This window comes from Olivibacter domesticus, from assembly GCF_900109575.1.
GTDB lineage: Bacteria > Bacteroidota > Bacteroidia > Sphingobacteriales > Sphingobacteriaceae > Olivibacter > Olivibacter domesticus.
The window spans coordinates 1,454,175-1,474,407 of the sequence record NZ_FOAF01000001.1 but is presented as its reverse complement, the minus strand read 5'-3'; the positions used below and the strand labels follow the sequence as shown (position 1 = coordinate 1,474,407).

Sequence of the window (20,233 nt, the reverse complement as noted above, 5' to 3'; positions counted from 1 at the left end):
TAAATTATTTTTTTACTGCGCAAATAGATTGCGCACTTGATGTTTCTCTTTGTACTGTCGAAAGGCTGAACGCGTTCCAAACGCCCCCTCTCTCAATCCGGAGAGAGGGGTTTGGTCCGGAGACTTTAAATTGTTAAATAATAGCACGATAGAGATGGAAAAGGAAAAAATAGGCAACAACGAATTAAAGGCATTAGGTATTAACGATGTAGATGTTTTAGTGAATTTTAGCCGCGTGGCTAATGGCTTGTTAAAACACCAAGTTATGGCTAAGCCCGAAATACTGGCTAATTTAGAAGCCCTGATTGATGATCCATTGCCCTATGCTTTAAAGAAAGGTGGCAAGTTTAAAAACCTGGCAGAGGATGTCATCGCGATGCGTAAAGAAGGTAAGTTTATAAAGCAAGAACGTAGCAACTTTAAGTTGAAAAAAGATGTAGCTGATTTCCCGGTGTGGGGCTTGGAACATATTGAGGTAGGCGCCTTAGCACAAATGCGGACTGCCGTACAATTACCCATTGCTGTTGCTGGTGCCCTGATGCCTGATGCACACCAAGGTTACGGACTGCCTATTGGTGGCGTGTTGGCCACCACGGCAAATACTATTATTCCGTTTGCTGTTGGCGTTGATATTGCCTGTCGTATGTGTTTAAGTATATTCGAATTACCCGCAGAGGCTATTGATACTGAAACAGATAAATTAAAAAATATGTTAATTGATCATACTTATTTCGGTATGGGATGTACTACCAAATCACGTTTTGACAGCTCCTTATTCGATAGTAAAACTTGGAGTGAAACTAAAGTGATCCGCAGTTTAAAGGATAAGGCTTATGCACAATTAGGAACAAGCGGAACCGGTAACCATTTTGTAGAGTGGGGGGAATTAACCCTTACCGAAGGTGCTTTGAATGAAATACCGGCAGGTAAGTATTTGGCTTTACTTTCGCACTCTGGTTCGCGTGGTTTTGGTGGTACGATAGCCAACCATTATAGTAAGATCGCGATGATCAAAACTAAGCTCCCTGCTGAAGCGAAGCATTTGGCATGGCTTGATCTGGATAAAGACGAAGGGCAGGAATACTGGATAGCGATGAACTTGGCCGGCGAATATGCTAGTGCCAACCACCACGAGATCCATAACAAAATTGCCCGGGAGCTAGGTGTTAAGCCTATTGCTATGGTAGAGAACCACCATAACTTTGCATGGAAGGAGCAACTGGCCGATGGTACTGAAGTAATGGTGCACCGTAAGGGTGCCACGCCGGCCGGCGAAGGTGTGTTGGGAATTATTCCTGGCAGCATGAGTACACCTGGCTTTCTGGTGCGTGGTAAAGGCCACTCCGCTAGTATCAACTCTGCTAGCCATGGGGCGGGACGGGCGATGAGCCGTAGTGCTGCTTTTAAAACGTTGGATAAAGCAGCCATTGCCGCAAACTTAATTGATAAACGTATTACCTTAATGGGGAGCGATATAGACGAAGCACCAATGGCATACAAAAATATCCACACGGTAATGGCCGCGCAAAATGATCTTGTTGAAGTGTTAGCGAAATTTGAGCCGAGGATAGTTAGGATGGCTGATGCAAGGGAGAAACCGGAAGATTGATATGCTGTATTTGTTAGTCTGATGGATGATGATCAATAACATGTTAAGATAAAAATACATGGTGTAGGGATTGTTTACATGTTAAAATGTACCTCTTTATATTTTTGGGGTGGAAGCTGATAATGCTTTTTAAAAACCCTGCTAAAGTAATTTGGTTCACGATAGCCGCAGTGGTAAGCAATTTCGTTGATCGGGACGTTATTTTCTAGCATCACCAATGCCTTTTTTAGGCGATATTCATTCAATAGTTCTGTAGCACTTTTTTGCAGAATACGCCTGAGGTTGAGGTGTAGGGATGTTCGGCTCGTGTGTAATTCATTCGCAAGATATTCTATGGTTAGTTCGGGGTTCGTATAATGCTTTTCCAAAACGCTACTTAATTTGGTGAGGAAATCCTGATCCCGGTTATTATTAACTACGTGATTATCTGCAAAAGTACCTAAACCTACCACATGTTCTCGTAATTTAATCCTGGATTTAACCATATTGGTTACAACTAGTTCTAATTCTTTCAAATTGAATGGTTTTCCTACATAAGCATCGGCACCAATATCTAATCCGTTCACCTTAAGCTGTTCATCCTGACTATCTGACAATAGGATAAGCGGGATATGATCGAACTGCTGGTGTTGTTTTAATTTCAGACATAATTCCAGTCCGTCCATCTTGGGCATTTTTACATCGCTGATAATAATATCAGGAGGCGTTCTATTGATTTTCTTCCATGCTGAAGCACCGTTCGTTGCTGTTATTACAGAATAAGTCTCCTGAAAATGTTGGGCTAGGAAATGCAATAATTCTTTATTGTCTTCAACAAGAAGCAAGGTATATAGCGGAATAGGTGACCGCTCGCTTTTAAAAGCTGGTTGAGCGAGGGTAGCGACGTTAGTTTTAGCCGGGTTTTGATGTTCTTGCTCCGGCTGTTGGGAACTTAGTTGTTCGTATATAGGAATGCTAAACGAAATCGTAGTACCCTCTCCCAGTGTGCTGGAAGCTTCAATGGTTCCTTGAAGACTTTTAATTAAATGATGAACCAGCGCCATGCCGATACCGGTGCCGGGGATGGTGCTATGCGCTGGCGATCGATAGAATGGGTCAAATAGGTGTTCTAAATCTGTAGGAGGCATGCCTGCTCCAGTGTCACGAATAACTACATTGACCATTTTCTGCCCTTCATTGAACATCGTTTGCATTCCCACTGAAATATCACCTTCTTCGGTGTGTTTCACGGCATTGGATAAGATATTGGACAGTATTTTCTCTAATTTATCGCCATCAAAAAAAAACTGTGCTTTATCAATTTTAGCCTCAAAAGAAATTCTAATACTTTTTTCCTCAGCTAATGGATCGAAGGAGTCAACTATCTGCTGTACAAAAGCAACTATATCTGATCGACTAAAATGGACAGATAAGCTGTCGCCTTCTACTTTCCTGAATTCAGCTAACTGATGAATGAGTTTGAATAATTTTGAGGCATTCTTTTTTATATGTGATAACTCGGTGTGCTGTTTAAGATCAATGTTTTTCTCATTGATGAATTTATCGATGGAAGCGAGTATGAGTGTTAGTGGTGTTTTAAATTCATGTGATATAAAGGTAAAGAAGTTAATTCGGTATTGCGTAAGTGCTTTTGTTTTATCTTTTTCCATATGTGCCAACTGAATTTCTAGACGTTTTTGATGGATAAAGCGTACAAAACGTGCGTACAGATAAATACATAATCCTAAAAGGAGTGCATAAAATACATAAGCCAAATTGCTACGGTAAAAAGGCGGCGTCACGAGGATGCTAACGCTTTGTTGCTGGCCGATGAAGTTGCCCGCCTCATCCAGGCTCTTTACGTGTAGGATATAACTGCCCGGTGATAAGTTGGTATAGGTAGCACTCGTTTTGTTACCAACGTAATTCCATTGTTCTTCAAATCCTTCCAGACGGTAAGCATAATTAGTACTTCCCGGGTTCACATAATTGATGGCGATGTAGTTTATGGTAAATACATTCTGATCGTAAGATAAATTGATTTGACGGGCATAACCTAGTTTTTGTTTTAAAATAGTAGCGTTGGAATCCGGGTGCACATCCTTATTGAATAATTGAAAGCTTGTGAAAACCAAGGGGTAGGGTTGCTTATCGATATGCACCTTCAGTGGGTTGAAATAACATAAGCCATTAATACTGCCAAAATAAAAAATACCATCACTGCCCTTTAAAAAGGACTTAAAATTGAATTGATTGGTACTTAGTCCATACCTGTTATCGTAATTGATGAATTTTTTGGTACGTGGATTCCATTTCGAAATGCCTAAGTTGGTGCTGAGCCAAATAAAACCGGCATCGTCTTCAAGTATCCCGTAGACATTATTGTTGGCCAAGCCATCTCTTGTAGTATAATGTTGAAATGAATCTGTTGCGGCATGATAAACACATACACCGCCATCTAAAGTGCCAAACCATAAACGTTGCTGCCTGTCTTTAAATACACTGATTAGCTGATTGCTTAATAAGGACGCATCTTTACCCTCATTTGTATAATGTTTTATAGTTTTAGATAGCGGATTATAACGATAAATACCATCCTGTCTGGTGCAAATCCATAATTCGCCATTTTTATCCTCGGTTAGGTCGTATATAAATTTATCACCCAAAATTTCCGGAGCCAATAAGTTGAATTTTTCAGTTTTATAGTCAAATTGGTTCAAGCCCTGTTGTGTGCCTATCCAGAGTATTCCACGGCTATCTTGATAAACCGCATATACTTGATTATTAGATAGTGAATTATGATCAGCTGGATTCTTAGTATAGATAGTAGTTGCCTGTTTTCTTAGGTTGAAACGATGCAGACCACCAAAAAAGGTTCCTACCCAGATATTACCGTCAGTATCATGATGGAGCGCATGTACATTGTTCGTATTGAGATAAAAGGGAAAAGAGTTTTTGTCTATCCGATTAAAAGAAGCAGTAGATGGATCGTAGATAGAGATGCCACCATCTTCGGTTGCTATCCATATCCGGTGTAAACTATCTTCCATTAATTGGCTAACAGCTTTCCCGCCCAGGCCATTATTTCGATCGCTTGGTAGTATGTTTTGGAAACCTTCATCTCCTACAGGAATATAGTTGACGCCTCCAAAATAAGTGCCTATCCAAACCGTGCCCTCTTTACCAATAAAAGTAGAATAGATGGCTTTATCATTCAGCTTTTTTGGTTCATTGATAAAGGATTGTGTGTAATTTGTTGATTGCCCCGTTTTAATATCATATATATAAAGACCATTTTCGGTGCCGATATATAAAAGATCATCCTTGCTTGCTACGATTGATCGAACGGTATTGTTCTCGGTATTTTCTTTGATAGCAAAGGGGGTTGATGTAAATTGTTGAATCTGATCGTTATAACGATAAAGTCCACGAGAGGTAGCCAACCAAATACGACCTTTTGTGTCACGATGCATTTGAAAGACGGTGAAATTGGATGCTGCCAGGAGCGGAAAAGATGCCGTGGTAAAGGTATGCTCGATATGGCCTGTTTCATTTATTATGAGGATGCGCCGGTCTATAGCGAGCAATAGTCTATTTGCAGTTAAAGGACACATGGCTCTAGCGTATCCCTGGATCGTTAAGACTGTTTTCCCATTTTTGATTTGAAATAACCCTTTGGAGGTGCCCACATAAAGTGTGCCCTGCATTTCCGATAAAAAAGATACTGCGGGTCTTTCCGAAGCTAGCGGATGGGCTATCAGTCGATCTTGGGGTAAATCATAGCGGTAAAGCCCGTGATTGGTGCCCACATAGATTGTTTTTTGATGGCTCAGTAAAGCATTGATCTGGTTGGTAGAGGTTCCTGGCGATGCGGCATCGATATAGTAGCTTTTTACTTGACGACAATCAAATCGATTTAGGCCTTCGCGTGTGCCAAACCACATAAAGCCCTGCTCATCTTGTGTAATAGCATATACCGTATTGTGCGACAAACCTTGGGTAGATGTGATTTTACGGAAGCGTATATCGCTTCCCATAACACATTGCGTCAACAGCAACACAACGTAAATACAAGTGCTAAATTTTTTAAGCATTGATTAGTTTAGTTAGGCTTAATGAAAATGCTGTTCAAAACTTAAAAATCGTTTTGAAAGCGTTTAAGATACGATTTCTGAACGAATGTCCTATAAAATTTAACATATGTGCTACAAGTGATTCTTTTTTTCGGCTAACATTGCCCTTGTAAACCAATCATAATCTTATGACTTTTTTTCGACACACAAAAATCTTATGCTTATTTACCGCATTGTCGCTGTATACAACCCTATCAGTTGCGCAAAATAAACCGAATATCATCGTCGTACTAGCTGATGATCTCGGATTTTCGGATATAGGTTGTTATGGAGGGGAGATTGAAACACCTCATCTGGACTGGCTGGCTTCAAGGGGGATGCGAATGACCAGCTTTTATAATGCCAGTAGATGTTGCCCAACACGTGCCTCTTTGTTAACGGGGCAATATCAGCATACAGCTGGCATAGGGAATATGACAACTGATCAGCACCAACCAGGATACAGGGGTTTTTTACAGCCCAATGTGGTCACGATTGCGCAAGTATTAAAAACGGCTGGCTATCAAACAGGTATGGTGGGTAAATGGCATGTGTCTGAAACAGCATCTCTTCCCACAAAGGATGAGCAGTTGGCTTGGCTTGATCATCAGATTACCGACCGCGATTTTTCCGATACTTTATCGTATCCGGTACATAAGGGCTTTGATCGATATTATGGTAATATTTGGGGTGTGGTGGATTATTTCGATCCCTTTTCGTTGGTGAATGGCACGCAACCGGTTCCTTCAGTTCCTAAAGATTTTTATTACACTAACGCCATTGGCGATAGTACAGCTTCTTATATCAGGCAGTTTTCAAAAAAGGATGAGCCGTTTTTTATGTATGTCGCATTTACGGCTCCACATTGGCCACTGCAAGCACTGGAGCCTGATATCCGTAAATATGAAAATACCTATAAGAAGGGGTGGAATGCTATTCGCGAAAAGCGTTACCAAAAGATGGTGCAGTTGGGGCTTATTAAACCTGAACAAGTAAAACTGTCGGAGTTTATGACATCAGATAAATCTTGGGAGCATAATGCCGACAGCCTTTGGGATGCACGGGCCATGGCTGTACATGCGGCCATGGTGGATCGTTTGGATCAAAATATCGGGAAGATGATTGACGCACTTCGAAAATCCGGTCAATTGGAGAACACACTTATTGTTTTCCTTTCGGATAATGGCGCCAGCCCGGAGCAACCTTCGAAATTCGGACCTGGTTTCGATCGCTCCGGAACGACACGAGATGGTAGGAAGATCAGTTTTTCTGTTAACAAAGATGTAATGCCGGGCCCGCAAACAACGCACTTTGGTATCGGCCCGGAGTGGGCAAATGTATCCTGTACACCCTTCCGATACTGGAAGTCTAAAGAACACGAAGGGGGAATAACCACGCCATTCATCGCTTACTGGCCAAACAAGATAAAGGAACATAATAAAATCAGCAGCGAACCTGCGCATATTATTGATCTAATGGCTACCTGTACGGATATTGCCGGAGCAACGTATCCCACCGCCTTTGCTGGACATAACATTACGCCTACACCGGGAAAGAGCTTATTACCTATGTGGACAGGTAAGCTTAAGAAGCCTTTGCATGACGAATTGTTTTGGGAGCATAACGGCGCAGCTGCCTTACGACAGGGCAGTTGGAAAATTGTTCGGGTAGGTGCGAATGCTCCGTGGGAATTGTATGATTTAGGAAAAGACCGCTCAGAAATGCAAAACCTCGCCACCGCCTATCCTGAAAAAATGGAGAGCATGAAGACGAAATGGAAAGAGCTGGCCAATCAATATGGTGTTTTTCCGAAACCTTAATTAGCGATGAGGATGCCTAAAAGCTCGCTACCGTCATCGAGTATCGTATATACTTTCGTAAATAATACCTAACCAATAAAACCGTATGAACCAATTAAAAACAAGCAAGCCTATGAGCAGGTTAAAATACCTGCTTTGGGTAGGACTGATGCTAGCACAGGTGCATCAGCTTACAGCACAACAAATATCCGTTAAGGGAAAAGTGTCAGACCAAGAGGGACAGGCGCTCCCGGGTGTGAGTGTATCCGTGCAAGGAACCTCGATAGCAACCATGACAGACGAAAAGGGGCAATTTTTATTAAAAGGTGCACAGACCAATGCCACGCTCAAGTTTACTTATGTCGGTTATAAGGCACAGGACTTACTTTTAAATGGCAGAAACAACCTATCAGTAGTCTTGGTTGCGGAAAGTACCACCTTGAATGAGATCGTGGTGATCGGCTATGGTGCTGTAGCAAAAAGCGATCTGACAGGTGCTGTTTCTTCCGTAAAAGCAGAGGATTTGACGAAAGGTGCAAATGTGAATATGCAACAGGCTTTACAGGGAAGAACGCCGGGCGTACAGATCTATCAGAAAAGTGGTGAACCGGGTGCTGCTATGAGCGTGCAAATTCGAGGCATTACCTCCATCACAGGAAATAATGCACCCTTATATGTGATCGATGGGATGCCTGTTAATGATGCGGCTGCTATCGGTGCTGCGGGAGTGGGAGGGGCAACGAATAACCCAAATAACCGCACGCCACTGAATGCGCTCAACCCAGCAGACATTGCCTCGATCGAAATTCTAAAAGACGCTTCAGCAGCGGCCATTTACGGTTCGCGTGGCGCGAACGGTGTTGTGTTGATTACCACAAAAAAAGGAAAGGACGGCAAAATTACCGTTACCTATGATGCAAGCTATGGACAACAACAGGTGGCTAAAACACAGCGGTTTATGACGGCTGATGAGTATACATCGGCCATTAATGGCATCATTGAAGAGGGACAGCTTAATCCCAGTGTCTATCAACCGGTGGAAGCAAGTACTTACAACACCGATTGGCAGGGGCTCTTGCTAAAAGATGCGCCAATACAAAGTCATGATATTTCTTTCAGCGGTGGAAATGCACTCACCAAGTATCATGTGTCTGCAGGTTATTTTGATCAGGAAGGGGTGATGTTGAACTCGTCGACCAAGCGGTATAACGCACGCGTTAATCTCGAAACAGGTGTGGCTTCTAAATACAATGTGGGGATCAACTTGTCTACCGCTTATATAAAAGATCATTACAATGCAAATGGAACCGGATTAAACGATAATGCTAGTGCGCTTTATATGGCACAGAATTACGATCCAACGGCTCCGCCTTATAATCCGGATGGTTCGTATTATCGATCGGCCTTAATGGCACCGATGGATAATCCCTTAGCGGTCATTAACGGACAATACTCGGTGGGCGATACCTATCGGACTTTCGGAAACCTCTATGCAGAGTATTTTATTCTTCCTTCTTTATCTGCAAAGGCAAGGATAGGGGCGGATATCAATATTTCGCAACGAAATTTCTGGATCGATCCATCCACGCTTACCGGTGCTTCTTATAATGGCTATGCGGATGCTCGTGATGGAAAACGAGGCTATTATTTAGTAGAAGGTACCGTGAACTACAATAAGACTTTTGGTGAGCATAATCTGTCGGCAGTAGTTGGTTCGACCTATGAACGTTATACCTCCAGCTCGCTAATTGCCAATTCACGGGATTTTGCTTTACCTGATCTGACTTACTTCGGTATTGGATCAGGTGATGCAATGCTGAACGGTGTAGGTAATGGCGCGCAGGAAAATATTTTATTATCATACCTCGGTCGGGTAAATTATTCTTATGCCGGTAAATATTTGTTTACCGGATCGATAAGAGCCGACGGATCGGCCCGGTTCGGCCCGGAACACCGCTTTGGCTATTTCCCTTCTGCGGCCTTTGCTTGGAAAATCAAACAGGAAGATTTCTTAAAAAATACCAGCAATATAGATGATTTGAAGTTTAGAGCAAGTTATGGCGTTACTGGAAATCAACCCAATGTGAATTACCTCTATTATTCAACCTATGCAGCTGGGAGGGTGGCTGTTTTTGATGGAGAGAAAGTGACCAGTATTGCACCCACGAGAAGCTCGAATCCATATTTACGCTGGGAATCTGCCCATCAGATTGACGTCGGACTTGATTTCGCCTTTTTCGGTTCCAAGCTTTCGGGTAGTATAGACTATTATAACCGGAAAACTTCCAATCTTTTATATAATGTTCCGCAACCTTTGAGCTCGGGTTTTGCCGGTCGGACAGAAAATGTGGGCAGTATGCGGAATACGGGGATAGAGTTGGCGCTAAACGGCGTCATTGTTGAAAGCCAAGATTTTAAATTGGACGCCAATTTCAATATTACCACCTTAAAAAACCGGGTGTTAAGTCTAGGTAATGTAGAGCAATTTATTGGTTCGGGCCCGGGAAATATCGGTCAGTATAGCATACTGAAACCGGGAGAATCTATGGGTTCTTTTTATGGTTACTTGGTAGACGGCGTTTGGCAGGAAGGGGATGACTTCTCCTTGGCCCAATCTGGAGTTAGGCCCGGCGATCTGAAATACCGCGACCTGGATAATAATAAAATCATCAATGCCGACGATCGAGTGATCTTGGGTAAATCCTTGCCCGACTTTTTTTACGGCTTTAATGCCAACTTACGTTATAAAAAATTAGCTTTATCTATTTTCTTGGAAGGTTCAAAGGGAGCTAAAATGCTTAATAGTAGTCTGACGGATTCTTACTATGCTGTTGATTTCCGGCGGAATAAACTGGCAGATTTATACCTCAATCGATGGACGGCAGCCAACCCAAGTAACGAATATCCTTCGTTCATTCCAGGCGATGTACAAGGTGCTAGGCAGGTGACAAACAAAACAGTGGAAGACGCTTCTTATTTACGGATACAATCGGTGCGTTTGTCCTATCAGATTCCTTTACCGGAAAAGCTATTTATTCGCAGTGCTACCGTATTTGTTAACGGACAGAACCTGCATACGTTTACGAATTACTCAGGAGTAGATCCGGCGGTAAATGCAATTGGTGATGACATTCTGCGGGTGGATTATAATTCATATCCCCTTACCCGAACATTTATGGCAGGGGTTAATGTACAGTTTTAGTTGACGAAAAATAAATTATGATAGCTTCACTGCTATTAAAAAAATATTCTAATGAAAAAGATAACCCAATATATCACTTTGTTACTTGTGGGAAGCCTTTCTTCCTGCAGTGACGTACTTGATGTAACACCCAATTCAGAATTTTCACCTGGAAATGTGCTCACTACGGAAGCCGGCATCAAGTCACTTTTATTTTCTGCTTATGCACAACAGCAAACACAGCAGAATTCACGCTTTATTATAAACGATTCGGAAATCTGTACTGATATGGCTTTCAATTCTGGAGGAGCAGAAAATGGTCAGCTTTTGCACCTGATTAATTTTAGCTGGGAACCCACCTTGGGTACTTTTGAAGGAGATATGTGGGCGCCGAATTACCGTTGTATCCGAGATGCTAATGGCGTCATCGAAAATATTGACGGTGTAAATGCGTCGGAAGAAAGCAAGCGATTAATTTTAGCCGAAGCCCGGGCATTGCGTGCACAAGCCTATGCAATTTTATACAATTTCTTCGGACCGGTACCCCTTCGTCTTTCTACCGAGCAGACGGGCGATTTAACAAGGGCAACAGACGAAGAGATGAAAAATTTTATCGAATCGGAATTTGTTGCTGCCATCCCTGATTTACCGGATCCAGGACAGGAGGAAGCATTCGGTCGTTTCAACAAAGGAAATGCAAATGGTATTTTAGCTAAGTTTTTATTAAATACCAAACAATGGCAGAAAGCTGCCGATGCTTGTAAGACCATCATTGATTTTAATTATTACAGTACCACACAATATGCATTTAAGGATCTGTTCAGGGTAGAAAACGAAGGAATGAATAATCGGGAGATGTTATTGGTATTACCCTGCCGGAATGAGGCTGAATTTGGCAATTGGTTCATGGCTGGTGCTTTGCCACCGAATTTTAAGAATACGCCGCAACTCCCGGAATTTGTTTACCAGGTATCTATGTCGAACTTTGCAACCCAATATCGTTTACGGACTGCCTTTGTGAATAGCATGGCAGAAAACGATCAAAGGCGCGCGTTGATCTGTACCAGTTATGTGAATAATAATAATGTAACGGTGAATATATTAAATGACAACAACGCCCGTAGCTTTAAGTATTGGGATAATACAACCATCGGAAATAACAGCGGAAACGATGTGCCGGTATTGCGTTATGCCGATATCTTATTGTCGCGAGCAGAAGCACTGAATGAGCTGTCTGGACCATCGGATGAAGCATTCTCGCTTATTAACCAGGTACGTAAAAGAGCTGGTTTACCTGATTTAACACTTGCCGAAGCGGGCACCAAAGAACTTTTCAGGGATGCTATATTTAATGAAAGAGGTTGGGAATTTATTTCTGAAGGCAAAAGACGGGAAGATTTAATTCGGCAGGGGACTTTCCTTACGTCGGCAATTGCGAGAGGTGTTTCGTCTGGTTTGGCAACACAGGATAAACTTCTATTTCCCATTCCACAATCGGAAATTCAGGCCAATAAACTTTGCGTGCAGAACAGCGGATACAATTAGTAGCTAGACAAGCATGTCTACTAGCCAGTGAATTTACGGACAGATGCTAAAAAAGGCTTTATTAATACACAATGACAGATATGTTAACTAAACGGATAAAATTCATACTCCTTATACTATGTTTGAGCTACTGCATAGGTTGTGCACAAAACCAGCAGGACAAAGGTCAGCCTTTTAGCGATCCTAGGGCACCTATTGGTGATTCATTACTTACCGTTCCTTCAACAGTGAAACCCCTATTAGATGTATGGATGCGCGATACTTATGTGATGCTGGGGCCGGATGGAAGCTACTACTTAACCGGAACAACGGCTAGCCCTGAAAGAAAATTCGATGGGCAAATGCATTGTTGGGACTATAATGATGGTCTTTATTTATGGCGCTCGCCCGACCTGAAACATTGGGAATCAATGGGTAGGATCTGGTCGTTTGACGAAGATGCCGCCGCTTGGCAGAAGGCTGGTAAACTCATTAAAAAAGGTACGACATCTTTAAATGGTGATCCGCTCGATTCGATGTATCGTGCGGTATGGGCACCCGAATTGCATTATATAAAAAGTAAGAAAAAATGGCTGCTCATCGCCTGCTTAAATGGCAATCAGGGTTCTTTTGTATTGGAAAGTACTTCGGGAAAGCCAGAGGGACCTTATCGTAATATTAAAGGAAACGAACAGCACGCTATTTTTGATAATATCGATCTGGGGGCCTTTGAAGATGACGACGGTCAGGTCTATCTCATTGGACATAATCATTATATTGCTCGAATGAAGGATGACCTCAGTGACGTTGCTGAACCTTTTAAACGCTTTAAAGAAACACCATATTCCAAAGAACCTTATATTGAAGGTGTGTGGCTAACGAAGCATCATGGTAAATACCAACTGTTGCAAACGGTATGGTCAGTACCCACTTCTAATGGTCAGTATACTTATTTACGGAAGGAAAAGCCGGGCGAACAGTTGCACAGTTATGATGTGGTGGTGGCGGAATCAGCTAATATTTATGGGCCCTACGGTCCGCGCTATCCTGCCATCCTGGAAGGTGGCCACAACAATTTGTTTCAAGATAAAGATGGTGATTGGTGGTCAACGGTATTTTTTAATCCACGAGGTGTTATGGGAAAAAAATTCGTGCAAACTTGTCGTCCTGCCGTTGTACCTGTGAAGTGGGAACGTAATCGCTTAAAGCCGGATAGGAAAGCAGCAGCCGATTTTTATTCTACTATTAATACGAAGTAACCATGTACAGTAAATATTGTTATTTGGCTCTTTTATTAGGATCGCTGCTAATTACTCGTGTAAGAGCGCAAGAGATGGGCCTTAATTTTAACCATAATCCGGAGAATATGGATTTTAATTATATTCGGCAATTGCCGGTTAAATGGGTCAGAACCACTCCTCGTATTTTAGATTATGTAGACGGAAAGCTAGATGCGGTAAGCGATACGGCTATCCAAAGGGTTGTTGATGCGAGCAAAATGGGCTATCAGGTTGTTTTTGGTTTCAGGTGGGATTTCAAAAATAGGAAATTAGCCATCCCTGTATCCGGATCTCCTCGTGAAGCTGACTACTTTCGGACGGTAGATCAGCTGTTGGAAAGGGTAGGCCCCTATATTCAAATCTTTACCTTAGGGAATGAACCCAATTTAGAAACCATCAATGCTGATCTTCAGTATGACAGGAATCAGCAAGTGCCTTTAGTGCAGTTTACTGAAAGGCTTTTAATGCATGTGCTTGACTTTTATAAACAACACCCCGATTGGTCTAAACCTCGGATTTACACAGGTTCTTTACCGGCTCTTTTCGAGAAAAAGCAGCAACAACTGCCCGGTGTGGTGGAACTGATCAAATTGACGCAACGCAATCCGGAAATTGAAGGACTGGCGGTGCATTTACATATAGGTGATACCTTGCATATTCCACAAGCATTGGATTTTGCTCGATCTTTGATGCCGAAGAAGCCTATCATTATACCGGAGTTTTCTTTATTCCGCCTATATAATAGACACTTCGGCGACCGTATTGCCAACAGTGCGAAGGGAAAGGATTTTGTGCAGAAATACCGTTTACCTGCTAATATAAAACTATATCAATGGCTGAACCTCGTACACAGCGGTAAGGTTACGATCGATGCATGGGAAGAGCTGTTTTTGTCGCAAGACTGGTATCCTGCACATTACCTATTAACCTATCATCGATATTATAAGCATTATGGCGTAGTACTGGCTACTTATCCATTACTTCAACAAGGTTTTACGAAAGAGGTGAAATCTACATCGGCTTCCTGGTTTTTAAATCCCTTGTTTTTGCAAAAATCATTTGGTTTAACGACAGCAGGCGAATATGAGAAAAACCCACTTGTATATGCAGATTTTTTGAAACTATTGCGGCAATGATCTCCTTTGATAGGTTTCCATCCTATGTAGAAGCATCTACTTGTACATCACCAGGTAGTCAATTTATGATCTTTTAAAGTGTTTATTAATCCGCGCGTTTCGTTGGTATAGATTATTGGTGTTTTAATATGTGCATCTGGGTTTTGTAAACCAACACCAGTAAAAGTGGTAAAAAATCCCGTATTCTGTATAAGGTAGTTGAAATTGGAATCGACGAACTTTGCATTATTACCGTAACATTTGAATTAGATCAGTAAATACACAAGAAGGGAAAAATGAAAACAAACTTGAAAGCGGTATCATTTGTTGTAGTAATGGTAGGAATTGCACTCTTCTCAATAGGATGTAATAAAAATAAAACGCATAAAGATATGGTAGCTTTAGATAACACATTGCTTTTTCCTAAAGGGGAAAAGTTGTCTAACAAGTGGTTCGTTGGTGATGCATTTTTACAACCACTAGTATCAAGGGATAAAAACAATGATTTTGCGGTGGGCAGTGTAACCTTTGAACCCGGGGCCAGAACTAACTGGCATACACATCCCAAAGGTCAGGTTTTAATTGTAACTGAGGGCGAGGGTATTTACCAGGAAAAGGGTAAAGCTGCTCAAGAAATCAAAAAAGGGGATGTAGTCACTATCCCTGAAAAGGTGAAGCACTGGCATGGCGCTACTGCTCAAAGCAAAATGATACATATCGCAATAACCAATTATCAAGGAGAAGAAAATGTAACATGGCTTGATCCGGTCACTGAACAAGAATTTTCGCAGGCAAACAAATAACAACGTGAGATTTAAAGCTAAAATGCAAATGGGTAAATCATCGATCTTAAAATGGAGTTGGCTTTTACTCGCAATGCTAAATATCAGTATAATGTTCGCCCAAAGTAAATCCGATAGTAGTATATTAACAGCTCAACAGAAAAACCTTGTGAGTATATCAGCGTTGACAGCGTCAGGTAATCTGGAGCAATTAAAGGCGCAATTGAACAGTGGCTTAGATGCGGGTATTACAGTTAATGAGATCAAGGAGGTGTTGGTTCAGCTTTATGCTTATTGTGGTTTTCCGAGAAGTCTCAATGCCATTAATACTTTTAAAACGGTTTTAGACGAAAGAAAAGCAAACGGAATCTCAGACAAGGAAGGAAAAGAGATTGTCGTAGAAAATAATTCGACAGACAAATATGAACAAGGTAGAAAAGTTTTGGAAACGCTCACCAAAACACCGCAGTCCAAACCTGCTCCTGGTTTTGGTGAGTTTGCTCCCCGAATGGATGCTTTTCTGAAAGAGCATTTGTTTGCCGATATCTTCAATAGCGATGTACTGACTTATCAGCAAAGAGAATTGGTTACTATTTCTGCGTTGGCAGCAATACCGGGACTAGAATCGCAGTTGCAATCCCACATCAATATTGGAAAGAACACGGGCATCACTGAAAACCAATTGGAACAGCTTGCAGAACTCATAGAAAAAAAGATCAATAAAACCCAAGCCAATTCAATAAGAAAGCTAATTGCAAAACCACTTTCGCCCATTATTGAACCCGGTATGATGATACGCATTTCAGAAATTGAAATACTGCCTGAACGTTTATCTGAATACAATCATATTCTTAAGGAAGAGGCAGCTGCATCCGTCAAAATTGAACCGGGCGTAATTGCTATATTCCCTATGTATCAGCGGGAGAACCCGACACAGATTAGGATTGTAGAAATGTATGCCAATAAAGAAGCGTATCAGGCTCATTTACGAACACCCCATTTTCAACATTATAAAACCAGTACACTGAAAATGGTAAAATCACTGAAGTTAGTCGATATGAATAGCCTCGACAATGAAACAATGCTAGAAATTTTTCAAAAACTAAAGTAGGTTAAGAATAAATATATTTCCCCGTAAATCTAACGAGGCCGCTTCGAATGCATTGTTCACAATCGAACACTGGTGTTCGCTATCGTACACAGATAATAAATTCAATTAGCGTTAGCACCCGCTCACTAAGACACATGTCTCGTCGTTAAGATGTTTTATTAATCAAAGATAATGAGAACTATCTACCATTATTTATTGCTTTCATTGCTTTAAAATTAGTCATAATTTTGAACGATAAACAATCAAAGCAGAACTCCATGAATATCGAAACTATAGAATGGGAAAATGACATCACGCACATATTAAATATTAGGTACCCTATCGTTCAAGCACCTATGTTTGCCGTGTCAACACCTCAAATGGTAGCCGCAGCAACGGATGCTAATGCATTAGGATCTCTGCCGCTTGGCGATTTGCCTGCCGACAAGTGTGTCGAGCTTATAAGGGCCACTAAGCAGATTGTAAAAAAAACTTTTGCAGCCAACATCTTTCTCAATAAGTTACCTGAGCCATCAGATGGATTAAAGGTCAAATTCAACAATGCCAAAAAATTTATTGAAGAATTGGCGAAGCAGCATGGCCTTCAGGTAGTGCTTCCAGATTTCGATCAGATTAAAGTTACGGATTACCACGAGCAGGTCGATGCCTTGATCGCTGAAAAATGCAGGATTGTCAGCTTTACTTTTGGGATCCCGGATGAAGAAAGTATAAGGAGATTCAAAGACAGCGGCACAATTTTGATCGGTACTTCCACTTCGGTTGAAGAAGCAAGCATATTAGAACAACTCGGTATCGACATCATATGCGTACAGGGAATTGAAGCTGGAGGGCATCGAGGTACATTTACGGATGTAGAACTGCCGAAGATTGGTGGTTTTTCATTACTTTCTCAGGTGTACGATAATGTTAAAACTCCCTTGATTTATGCAGGGGGTATTTATGATGCCAAGACTTTGCTGGCTGCTAGAATGTTGGGAGCGCAGGGATTTCAAGTAGGGAGCTTATTAGTGGCATCAGCCGAAAGTGCATTAATGGACTTTGAAAAAGAGCGATTGAGAATCGCAAAAGAAAGTGATATATCGTTGACTAAAAGTTTTTCTGGAAAATATGCCAGAGGAATCCAGAACGTTTTTACCAAGGCTCTTGACAATACGGAATATATACTGCCATATCCTTATCAGAATAAGCTTACAACAGAACTTCGAAAAGCCGCCAAATTGAAAAAGAATGCTGAGTTTGTAAGTATATGGGCCGGGCAATCTCTTAATTCTTTCAGCGAAAAATCAACGAAAGATATCCTCTTAAATTTAATCAAAGAAGTAGAAAACTACATTTAGTTTAGTAACCTTATAATAAGCAAACTAGCTGAATAGAGGACAGAGCACAGCAAATTATTGGAAAATAAATTAACACCATACACGCGATGCAATATTCAAATGGAATTAAACTTAAAAAACGATATACAGATATAAAAATACGGTAAAAAAACGTAGTTTACGACTCAAGCTCTACAATCCATTCTTGGTATTTAAGTATATTTGGCGATCTTCTTATTTTACCTCTGGTGAAATAATAATTGAAGAATTTTTTACAGTGACCACGTAACGGATTTATGAAAAAAATAGGATTTCTATCATTTGGACATTGGTCCAATCATCCAGCCTATAACGCTCGCACCGCAAGCGACACTTTGCTCCAGTCCATTGATTTGGCTATTGCTGCCGAAGAAATCGGTCTAGATGGTGCCTATTTTCGTGTACATCATTTTGCGGCTCAGTTGGCATCGCCGTTTCCGTTGCTATCGGCCATTGGTGCCAAGACAAACAACATAGAAATCGGCACCGGTGTGATTGATATGCGATACGAAAATCCACTGTATATGGTGGAAGACGCAGGAGCTGCCGACTTGATTTCAGGCGGTCGATTGCAATTAGGGATCAGCAGAGGTTCCCCGGAACAAGTGATCGATGGCTGGCGCTATTTTGGTTATGAATTGGCGGAGGGGGAGACTGACGCAGACATGGGACGTCGTAAAGCTTTGGAATTTTTGGACAAGTTAAAAGGTGTCGGATTTGCTCAGCCTAACCCATACCCGATGTTTCCAAATCCGCCTGGCCTGTTACGCCTGGAACCGCACGCAGTAGGTTTACGAGAGCGCATCTGGTGGGGGGCTGCCTCCAATGCTACGGCCGTCTGGGCTGCCGAGAACGGGATGTGCCTGCAGAGCTCTACCTTGAAATACGACGAAAGCGGCAAGCCTTTTCATGTCCAGCAAGCTGAGCAGATCAGGTTGTACAAAGAAGCATGGGAAAAAGCGGGACACCAGCGTGAGGCAAGGGTTTCGGTGAGTCGATCAATTTTTGCCTTGGTAAACGATCAAGATCGGTACTACTTTGGACAGGAAGCCGATCGGGACGATAAAATCGGTATGATTGAAAAGGACAAACGCGCTATTTTCGGACGGAGTTATGCAGCCGAACCAGATCAACTCATCAAGGAATTGGGGCAGGATGAAGCCATCCAAGAAGCAGATACGCTCCTTTTAACGATACCTAATACCTTGGGTGTAGATTACAATGTACATCTGTTATCTTCGATATTGGAGCATGTAGCACCAGCATTAGGATGGCGTTAGGCACATGTTTGCGATGGCAAAAAACTTACGGTATAAAACAAAGATAGCGGTTATCGGCGCGGGGCAGGCAGGGCTTTCCGCTGCCTACCATTTAAAAAAAGCAGGAATGGAAATCGGTCGGGATTTTATTATCCTCGACGAAGCACCTCTTCCAGGTGGTGCGTGGCAATTCCGCTGGCCTTCGCTAACACTGAGTACGGTCAACAAAATTCATGATTTGCCAGGGATGTCCTTTGAAGAAACGCTCGTGACCGACGAAACTGCCGTGCGTGCCAATGTCTCCGTTCCGCATTATTATGATCTATACGAAAAGAAATTCAGCCTTCAGGTATACCGGCCTCTCAAAGTTGAAAAAGTCTTTCTGCGTGAAAACCGTTTTTATATAGACACAACACAGGAAGTCTTATTTTCTGCTTTGGGTATCATCAATGCAACCGGCACGTGGGAGAGTCCGTACATCCCCGAATATCCAGGTGCAGCGCTTTTTCAAGGTGAACAGTTGCACACAAAAGATTTTAAAACCGCTGATTATTTTCAAGGCAAACATGTCATCGTTGTGGGAGCAGGCATTTCAGCCATTCAATTGCTTGATCAGATTTCGAAGGTAACCACCACCACCTGGGTTACCCGTCGTCCGCCTGACTTCAAGGTGGGGCCTTTTGATGATATGGCCGGGCATCATGCGGTTGCCCTAGTAGAGGCGCGGGTGAGACAGGGATTACCGCCCTTGTCGGTCGTTTCCGTAACCGGACTGCCAGTGACGCCGGCAATCAAGGAAATGGATCGGCGCGGTGTGCTTAAACGTTTACCTATGTTTAGCGAGATCACTAAAGATGGTGTAAAATGGGAAGACGGTCGAACAGAAAGAGCGGATGTTATTCTATGGAATACAGGCTTCAGAAGTGCCTTAGCACACTTGGACCCGGTATTGCCTAAGGAAGAAAATGGCGGAATCCGCATGACTGGAAGGTTAGCGACAATGGTTGCCAAAGAACCGAGAATTCATTTGGTAGGCTACGGCCCTTCGGCTTCTACTATTGGTGCCAATCGTGCTGGAGGTGCGGCAGCTAGGGAATTGTTGAAAACCCTTGATGAGTAGGATAGAT

At 42.2% G+C, this 20,233-nt stretch carries 12 protein-coding genes; 11 read left to right on the top strand and 1 reads right to left on the bottom strand.

Going from position 1 to position 20,233, the window contains the following annotated elements; all coding sequences use genetic code 11:
- Positions 1-154: 154 nt before the first annotated feature.
- Positions 155-1,609: an RtcB family protein gene (locus BMY50_RS06310; RefSeq protein ID WP_093320441.1), complete on the top strand. Its 1,455-nt coding sequence runs from the start codon at positions 155-157 to the stop codon at positions 1,607-1,609.
- A gap of 74 nt (positions 1,610-1,683) precedes the next feature.
- Here BMY50_RS06310 and BMY50_RS06305 read toward each other — a convergent pair whose 3' ends face one another.
- Positions 1,684-5,625, bottom strand: a complete 3,942-nt coding sequence (locus BMY50_RS06305) for a hybrid sensor histidine kinase/response regulator transcription factor (protein WP_162276542.1) — start codon at positions 5,623-5,625, stop codon at positions 1,684-1,686.
- A gap of 224 nt (positions 5,626-5,849) precedes the next feature.
- Here BMY50_RS06305 and BMY50_RS06300 point away from each other — a divergent pair, with 224 nt between their 5' ends.
- The 10 genes from BMY50_RS06300 (at position 5,850) to BMY50_RS06255 (ending at position 20,226) form a co-directional block, all read left to right on the top strand.
- The gene (locus BMY50_RS06300) at positions 5,850-7,520 is read left to right on the top strand and encodes an arylsulfatase (protein WP_093320433.1); all 1,671 of its coding nucleotides are present in this window, start codon (positions 5,850-5,852) and stop codon (positions 7,518-7,520) included.
- Between the two features lie 112 nt (positions 7,521-7,632).
- On the top strand, positions 7,633-10,701 hold the full coding sequence (locus BMY50_RS06295; protein WP_238383679.1) for a SusC/RagA family TonB-linked outer membrane protein: 3,069 nt from the start codon (positions 7,633-7,635) through the stop codon (positions 10,699-10,701).
- A 51-nt stretch (positions 10,702-10,752) separates the two neighbouring features.
- Complete coding sequence (locus BMY50_RS06290) at positions 10,753-12,225, top strand: RagB/SusD family nutrient uptake outer membrane protein (protein WP_238383678.1); 1,473 nt, start codon at positions 10,753-10,755, stop codon at positions 12,223-12,225.
- A gap of 71 nt (positions 12,226-12,296) precedes the next feature.
- Entirely contained in the window at positions 12,297-13,463 is a 1,167-nt protein-coding gene (locus BMY50_RS06285; RefSeq protein WP_238383677.1) for a family 43 glycosylhydrolase, read from the top strand.
- A gap of 2 nt (positions 13,464-13,465) precedes the next feature.
- A complete protein-coding gene (locus BMY50_RS06280) occupies positions 13,466-14,620 on the top strand; it encodes a hypothetical protein (protein WP_093320419.1) in 1,155 nt (384 codons plus the stop codon).
- 275 nt (positions 14,621-14,895) lie between these two features.
- On the top strand, positions 14,896-15,402 hold the full coding sequence (locus tag BMY50_RS06275; RefSeq protein WP_238383676.1) for a (R)-mandelonitrile lyase: 507 nt from the start codon (positions 14,896-14,898) through the stop codon (positions 15,400-15,402).
- A 4-nt stretch (positions 15,403-15,406) separates the two neighbouring features.
- Complete coding sequence (locus BMY50_RS06270; protein WP_139202216.1) at positions 15,407-16,492, top strand: carboxymuconolactone decarboxylase family protein; 1,086 nt, start codon at positions 15,407-15,409, stop codon at positions 16,490-16,492.
- Positions 16,493-16,749: 257 nt separating this feature from the next.
- Positions 16,750-17,829, top strand: coding sequence for an NAD(P)H-dependent flavin oxidoreductase (locus BMY50_RS06265; protein ID WP_093320410.1), 1,080 nt, complete (start codon positions 16,750-16,752; stop codon positions 17,827-17,829).
- A 275-nt stretch (positions 17,830-18,104) separates the two neighbouring features.
- The gene (locus BMY50_RS06260; protein WP_093320406.1) at positions 18,105-19,127 is read left to right on the top strand and encodes an LLM class flavin-dependent oxidoreductase; all 1,023 of its coding nucleotides are present in this window, start codon (positions 18,105-18,107) and stop codon (positions 19,125-19,127) included.
- Between the two features lie 4 nt (positions 19,128-19,131).
- On the top strand, positions 19,132-20,226 hold the full coding sequence (locus BMY50_RS06255) for an NAD(P)-binding domain-containing protein (RefSeq protein WP_317040808.1): 1,095 nt from the start codon (positions 19,132-19,134) through the stop codon (positions 20,224-20,226).
- Positions 20,227-20,233 lie beyond the last annotated feature (7 nt).